This window comes from Croceicoccus hydrothermalis, assembly GCF_022378335.1.
Classification (GTDB): Bacteria; Pseudomonadota; Alphaproteobacteria; order Sphingomonadales; family Sphingomonadaceae; genus Croceicoccus; species Croceicoccus hydrothermalis.
This window is the reverse complement of the sequence record NZ_JAIQCI010000011.1, coordinates 103,955-110,286: the sequence shown is the minus strand read 5'-3', so window position 1 is coordinate 110,286 and position 6,332 is coordinate 103,955. Positions and strand designations below refer to the sequence as shown.

General features: G+C 61.4%; 7 protein-coding genes. 1 reads left to right on the top strand and 6 read right to left on the bottom strand.

Annotated features, from left to right (window positions below):
- Nucleotides 1-67: 67 nt before the first annotated feature.
- The 5 genes from K4G67_RS09265 to K4G67_RS09245 form a co-directional block, all read right to left on the bottom strand.
- Nucleotides 68-697 carry a hypothetical protein gene (locus tag K4G67_RS09265; protein WP_239806096.1) on the bottom strand — a complete coding sequence of 210 codons (630 nt, stop codon included), beginning with the start codon at nt 695-697 and terminating at the stop codon, nt 68-70.
- A gap of 85 nt (nt 698-782) precedes the next feature.
- Nucleotides 783-1,874: a phosphoadenosine phosphosulfate reductase domain-containing protein gene (locus K4G67_RS09260; RefSeq protein WP_239806095.1), complete on the bottom strand. Its 1,092-nt coding sequence runs from the start codon at nt 1,872-1,874 to the stop codon at nt 783-785.
- 11 nt (nt 1,875-1,885) lie between these two features.
- Nucleotides 1,886-2,884, bottom strand: coding sequence for a deazapurine DNA modification protein DpdA family protein (locus K4G67_RS09255; protein ID WP_239806094.1), 999 nt, complete (start codon nt 2,882-2,884; stop codon nt 1,886-1,888).
- A gap of 10 nt (nt 2,885-2,894) precedes the next feature.
- Nucleotides 2,895-3,512 (bottom strand): DUF7007 domain-containing protein, encoded by a 618-nt coding sequence (locus K4G67_RS09250; RefSeq protein WP_239806093.1) that lies wholly within the window; start codon nt 3,510-3,512, stop codon nt 2,895-2,897.
- 126 nt (nt 3,513-3,638) lie between these two features.
- Nucleotides 3,639-4,925, bottom strand: a complete 1,287-nt coding sequence (locus K4G67_RS09245; RefSeq protein WP_239806092.1) for a hypothetical protein — start codon at nt 4,923-4,925, stop codon at nt 3,639-3,641.
- A gap of 64 nt (nt 4,926-4,989) precedes the next feature.
- Between K4G67_RS09245 and K4G67_RS09240 the strand changes: the two genes are divergently transcribed.
- Entirely contained in the window at nt 4,990-5,487 is a 498-nt protein-coding gene (locus K4G67_RS09240) for a hypothetical protein (protein WP_239806101.1), read from the top strand.
- A gap of 220 nt (nt 5,488-5,707) precedes the next feature.
- Here the strand turns inward: K4G67_RS09240 and K4G67_RS09235 are convergent, their stop codons facing one another.
- Nucleotides 5,708-6,331: a DUF6927 domain-containing protein gene (locus K4G67_RS09235; RefSeq protein WP_239806091.1), complete on the bottom strand. Its 624-nt coding sequence runs from the start codon at nt 6,329-6,331 to the stop codon at nt 5,708-5,710.
- Nucleotide 6,332: the final 1 nt, after the last annotated feature.

Here is a 6,332-nt window from a genome sequence, read left to right as displayed (position 1 = left end):
GCTGGGCACTCATCGCTATGCGATGTTCAGCAAGGCGGGCGTCTTCAGCCGCGATGAAGGCGAGGAGCTACGCTTGGAGTTCAGAGCAGGGTTTCTTGGCCGCCCGGTCCTGGGCGAGCAGCCAATGCGCATCGGCCTGGGTCAGCCGGTTTTCGCGCTGGCGCACGTACACGGCCTCGGCGGTGTCTTCAGCGCCGCAAAGCACGCGGCGGGCTTTGGCCAGAACGTCGTCTGCGGCCCCGTTGATGATCGTGTCTTCGGGGTTGCGCTTGATGAGAGCTGCGATGTTTGCAGGGGTCGGAGCTGCCTTGTATTGGTAGACCTGATTATCAGCGCCGAGGGCGAGGATCTTCTTGTTCAGCAATTGGCCGAGCATCCGCGCGGCGTCCTTTTCGGTGATTAGGCGTGAGACGAGAAGCTCCAGATCGCAACGCATTCCGGTGTCGTAAGCCGCGCGTGTCGCCGGGTCAGGGTCCATGGGGCCAGCAGGTGGCTCGTGGTCGGCAAGCCATGCGTCGATCTCGGCGAGAGCCGGGCCGTCATAACCCGGCACGCGGTGGAAGTCGTCGGCGCCGCCCTGACCGGCGTTTTGAGCGTGGAACGCGCGCTTGCCGTTAACATACACGCTGGCCGAGTACGCGGTTGTCTCTTGAGATAGGTGGTTGGCCACCTTTAGGTTCTTCAGTTCGATTTTCATGCCAAGGCCCTCGTTGATCGTGATGGACGCCTTTCCCCTCCCCCTCTTCTTTGCTGCCCGATTGAATGCTTCTGCGCGGCTCCGATTATGCCGCGCGGCGGCTGTGCAATTCGGCGAAACGGTCTCGCACGTCGTTGGCGACGGGGTATTTGTTGGGGAGGTTGAGAGCCTCGAGCAGCCGGCCTCGAACTGCGGCAATGGTTCGAGCCTCGTCCATTGCGGGAATCCGGGGAGGCCATCCCCTGCAGAAGCGTAGACCTGGAGGAAGCGAGCCTTCGGCCTGACGCCGCTCTGTTGCGACGGTCTTGGCAGCGGCGATGAGCGTGGTTTGCTCGGGCAGAAGCAACTCGGATGCCACGTCTGCGAGCCATCGGCTTGCCTGGAAGGAAAAGCTTGAGGCGATCTCGATGTCGACGATATCGCGGTAGGATTGGTGATTTCCCGGGGCCTTGGCCGACGTGACGAGGTTATGCAGGCTCGCGAGAACACAATAGCTGCAGGAAAGTCGGGTCGCGCCCATGTGATAGGCTTCGTGGAGCGGGAAGCCGATCTGTGCGTGGGCCTCGAACACTTCTTGGGCTGTCCATTGCAGGATCGGATGCCACGTCAGCATTTGCGTGCCGGCGCGGTTGCCCGACGGGGCGAAGCGGGTGTCCATTTTGAAGACGGGCGCCTTTGCGCGATTTGCGCTTTCCTCCCGGCGGATCCCGACAATGGAGACGATTGTTTCTCCACTGAAGGTCGCCTTCAGATGAGAGCCGATCGGTGCAACCTTGGTCTCGCTGGTACAAAAGCGGAGCTGCGCGCTCGAGAAGGGTGAGACGAGCTGGTACGTTTCCAAACCGACATAACGGTCAACCGAGCTGACCCAGCGTTGGCGCCAGCGATCGATCAGACCTCCGGCCTTGCGGCGCACAACGTGGAGCGGCACGCGTAAGTGATCGGCGACGTCCTCGACGAAAGGCGCGGTCGAGGGCCATTCGATGTCTCCAAGGTCGGCATGAATGGCATGGCGGCGAGACTGCGGATGACCGATCTCGTCGAGATAGGCGTTCGTTGCGAATGCAGCCGCGCTTGAATCCTTGCCGCCCGAGAGGCTGTAAACGACGTGGGCATTATTCCTCAACGCGCGTTCGATGGTCGCCGCGTGGGCGATCGGAGGTAATGGTTTGACCATGGTGGTCCCTTTCAGGCGGCGTGAAGAATGTCGGCCGCCCACTGCTCGAGCCAGGGTTCCGTGATTTCATCATGGCCGAGATCGCCGGTCTCGATCAGATCGTTGAGTTCGGTTCGTGCTAGCGCAAGCGCGCGTTCCCAGGGGCTGTCCGGTGGATGCTCAGCGGTCCTGGTCATGCCGATCTGCAACTGTTTGGGCGGACGACAGGCGGCTCGTCGCTGGCGCAGAAACCAACTTGTCATATGCTGGGCGACGAATGCGTCCCGCTTGCTGATTCCGCGCCTGTGTGCATCGTGGCGAGCAGCAATGCCGTAGGCCTGCGAGTCTATGCTCGCGACCCGGTCGCCGAATTCGCTCAGGTACGGCAGCGCCGAACCTTTGACCCCGAAGCAGTGCAGGTCGACGCCTCGCGGCAGAATGCGATCGAGACGCTCGACCACGGCAACGAGGCCCTCTGGTCCGCTGACGTGACGCCGGCACATACTGCCTACCCCGATGGTCCTGCCGGGGATCATCGACCAGGACAGGGCATCGGCGCATCGCTCATAGTCGTCAGGCGTGCGCCCCTGCAGAACGGGCATGAGCCGATTGCCTATGCCGTGGTCCTCGGCGCGTCTTCGCGTTTCCCGGTTTGCGCCGATCGTGCGGGAGATGCGTTCCCGGATGGCGTTGCGGTCGACAGCGATCTCTTTCTCCACCGGATAGTCGAAGCTGGCGAACAGCCGGAACGGATACGCGGCGGCGAGCGCGACATAGTCGTCGATGGTCCACGGGAAGCCGCCATAGACGACGTGGCTGGTGAAGCCGCCTGAATCGAGGATGATGTCGGCGTTCGGCGGCAGGTTGTTCAGCTCTGCAAGGTTCCATCCCTTCCAGCATCTGACGGCCTTCGCCCGGTGCCACAGCGACAGGGCGTTGGCCGAGATCAGAAGGGAAGCCCTGAGCGCCAGCGCCCGATCGAGCAGCGGGCCTCGCCGGAGGTGGGGCAGACCGAGGATGATTGCGATCATCGAACGCCTTTCAGCGGACGGTCGGCTTGTCGATGATTTCCGCGTCGAGATCGTCGAGACAGTTTACCCCTATGCTGGAATCGTAGCGATCCTTGGGGACGAGCGCGTAGCGCTCTTCGTCGTCGTACGACGCGTGTCCGAGATGGTCGACGGCGGTAACCTTGCGCGCCATGACGCCGACTTTGCCGTCCGGCACCCATTCTGCCCAGCTGCCCCACGCGCTGGTGACGCAGAATTTCCCGATGGCGAGCTGGTACGCAGCTCGGCTTCGCAGGATGTGCGAGGGGTTTTCCGGCACGGCTTCGCCTGTGTGCCCGGTGAAACGGTCGGGATGCCAGCAACGGGCGATGTCGCGCGCAAGGGTGATCCATGATGACCGGCAGGACGGACTCGCTACGAACTCGTCTTGAAATGCCAGTATGGGCAAAGACCAGTCGCAGGCTTCTTCGTAGGCGGGCTCGGTAATCCTCAGAGCGTCCGGCATTGCCGCCTGGCGTTCGTCGGACAACAGGATCCCGCCATGGGTGGCGGTCGACACCAGCCATGCTCCGGGGATCAATTGGTCAGCTTGCTGGATAGCGCCCCACGGTGAGCAGCTCGGGCGGGGAGTATGGGCGAAGTTGCTCATGACGAAATCTCCTGTTCCGCCTTGCTTCCTCCCCCTCCCCTCTGTGCTTTTACGGGTTCAGTGCGGGGCCAGCGGTTTCAGGATCATCCGACAGCAGCTCGTATGCGAAGTCCTTGCGGCCGCATTTTATCCGATCATGGCTTCCAGCTTGTCCAGGAGATCGTCTGTACCAATTTCTCCTGGCGTGGTGGTGAGTGTCGGGCGTATCTCCGCTATTCGGCTGCGTTCGACCTGCTTCAATTCGAGGTAATGCGCGTCGCGGCTGCGAAGGACCTGGATGGCGAAGTCGGCTTCTTCTCCCGTGCGGTGATCGAGAAATGCAACCACGAGATCCGGCCTCACGCTGCCGGCTTCGGTTAGGATATCGAATTGCGGCTTCTTCACCGCAACTTGCACGCCCTTGGCGCGCATTCGGTACTGAAATCGCGTCAATGTCTCCAGGAGCTCGCGATCGCCTTCGCGTTCGATCGGAATGAACTGATTGCCCTTGAAAACCGGCTGCGCGTAGGCTCGCAGAGCAAGGTATCCTTCGCGTTTGCTGTGTTCGCCGACGACAGCGAGGACAAGAAAGGGCGGTTTCACATTGGCGCGGATGATGCCGGTGTGCTGGATGCGATTGCGAATCTCAATTGTACCCAGGCCCGTTACAATCTCGCTTCCGCTGATTGCGTTGGCTTCGAGCAGAAGGAAAGCTTGCGGGGCATAGCCTCCCGGCCAGGATTTGGCGGCTTCACGCAGTCGAGCGTGGACACGCTTCTTCTCGTAGTCGATCGCCTTGGTGTAGAAATGGTCAGCCAGAACGATGCCCGGAGCGATATGGAAGCGCTGCGCCGCGAAATAGATCTTGGCGAACTCGCGTTTGATCGAGAATTCTGGACGCCCGTCTCCAGGAAGGGAGGGGATGACATTGGTGTGGGCCGCTTCGAGAAGCATCCACAGCAGCCGGGCAAGTCGCGGGATGTCGACGCCTCGGCTGCGGTCGTCGGGTTCGCTGTCGGGCGGTTGCTGGGCGAGCTTCTCGGGGGCTTCCTTGTGCGCGTTGAACAGGCCCTTGGGATATTCGATCTCGAAGAGCGTGTCTTTTGCGGTCTCGCGAATGCGGTCCGGTGCCTGCGGGAGGAAGAATGGGCATCGCCGCTGGTGGGCTGGCCTTGAGGTCAGGCGGCGCAGGTAGTAGGTTTCCTGTTCGCTCAGATAGGCCGGGCTCAGCAGCGGGGGCCTGGGCTTGTCGCCCTGACAGTCGCAGGCGATCCATTTGTAGTTTTCGCGCGCCGTCACGACGAGCGAGACCGATGCACGATGATCGGCTTCGTTCCCGCGCCCGGTATACCAGCGCACAAGACCGGCCTTGAGGTCAGCCGGAATGGCGACCTTGGCGTGCGATCCATCGCTGTCTTTGGGTACGAGCCACATGATTCCTAACCCGGTTGACGCCTCCTTATGTTCACTCTATGTTCAGCACATCAAGGAGCGTATTATGAGCACGTCTTTTGAAGTTGGGAAGTTCGATCTGGATGTAACGCTGCGCGATGCGTCGCTCGACGAGGAAAACAGGCCGACCCGCCGGATGATCGCGAATGCCTGTATCGGGGTCGAGGCGTTCGATGCGTATTATTCGATTCGAGAACTCTACGAAGCGCTCGAAGCCGTGCACGAAGGACGACCGAAGGCCAAGGCGCGTCTGGCACGGATTCTGGCCACCCAGTGCGACGATCTTCAGCGTTGCATCTACTATTGCCTCGCCGGGCGCGGCGTCGTGCAGATGCTCGATGATCTCGATTGGCTGCTGAAGCTGCTCGAGGCGCGTAGCGTCATTTCGGCGGATCTGTTTCGCGCAGGCGACTATCCGATTCCGATTCCGAGCCCATATGTGGCGGCGCAACCCGATGGGCCGGTTGTCTCGGCTGATGCGGCCTTCGAGGAAGGCCCTTCGTGGTATCTGGACCCGCAGCTTGGTGGCTGCATTTCCGGGTGAAGGTCACAGGACAACGACTTCAAGTTCGATGTCGTGGGGATCGCCCTCCTCGCTTCTGACCACCTTGTAAGGCTGCAGGCGGCATTGGGTTCGAACTACGGCGAAACCGATTTCGGCTGTCTCGCACGTTCGCTGCGCGAGGCGGTCGGCGTTCGTGCGACCGCATAGCTGCCATCGGCGGGGGGATAGCCGATCGGGGAGCATGGTGGTTTCCTCGCTGTCAGGCGCTGGGAAAGAAAGTCTTGGCGACTTTTGTCTCGCGCACGATTTCGAAATTGCGATCCATCAGGCGGCTGATCGTATAGCGGCCGCCGCCGTCCTTTGGCGTCAGAACGATCTTGCGCCCTTCCCGCTTTACGCGAAATTCGCTGTGCCGTGATCCGTCGGTGAAGCCGATTTCTCCATGGAAGCGGATCAATGCGCCATCGGGAACGTCGCGCGATTGGCGTCGCAGATTCGCATGGCATCGTCGGCGCCAGTCGAGGGCGAATGGGTGATCGGTGCTGGTGAGCAGGTCGAGGATGCTTGCGGGACAATCTGCTTCACACGGCCCTGCCTGTTCGTCCATGTCCTTGTAGCCGAAGTTCATGCCGTCGCTCGCTCGCGGGTTCCACCGAACGAGGCACACGATCGCGAAGACCTGGAGACGTGTTCCTGCTTCGTCGTATCGTTCGACAGCGGCGTAGTAGGTGCGGTTGCCGGGGCAGGCGCTCTTGAGCACGCGCAGAGCGCTGAATGGCTGATCTCCTTCAGCAGGGCGCTCGTAGGTGAGCTGGTTGTCCAGATATGCTTTTGGTGTCCGGTGCAGCCCCATCGAGCTTTCCGGCATGTAGAGCCATCCCATT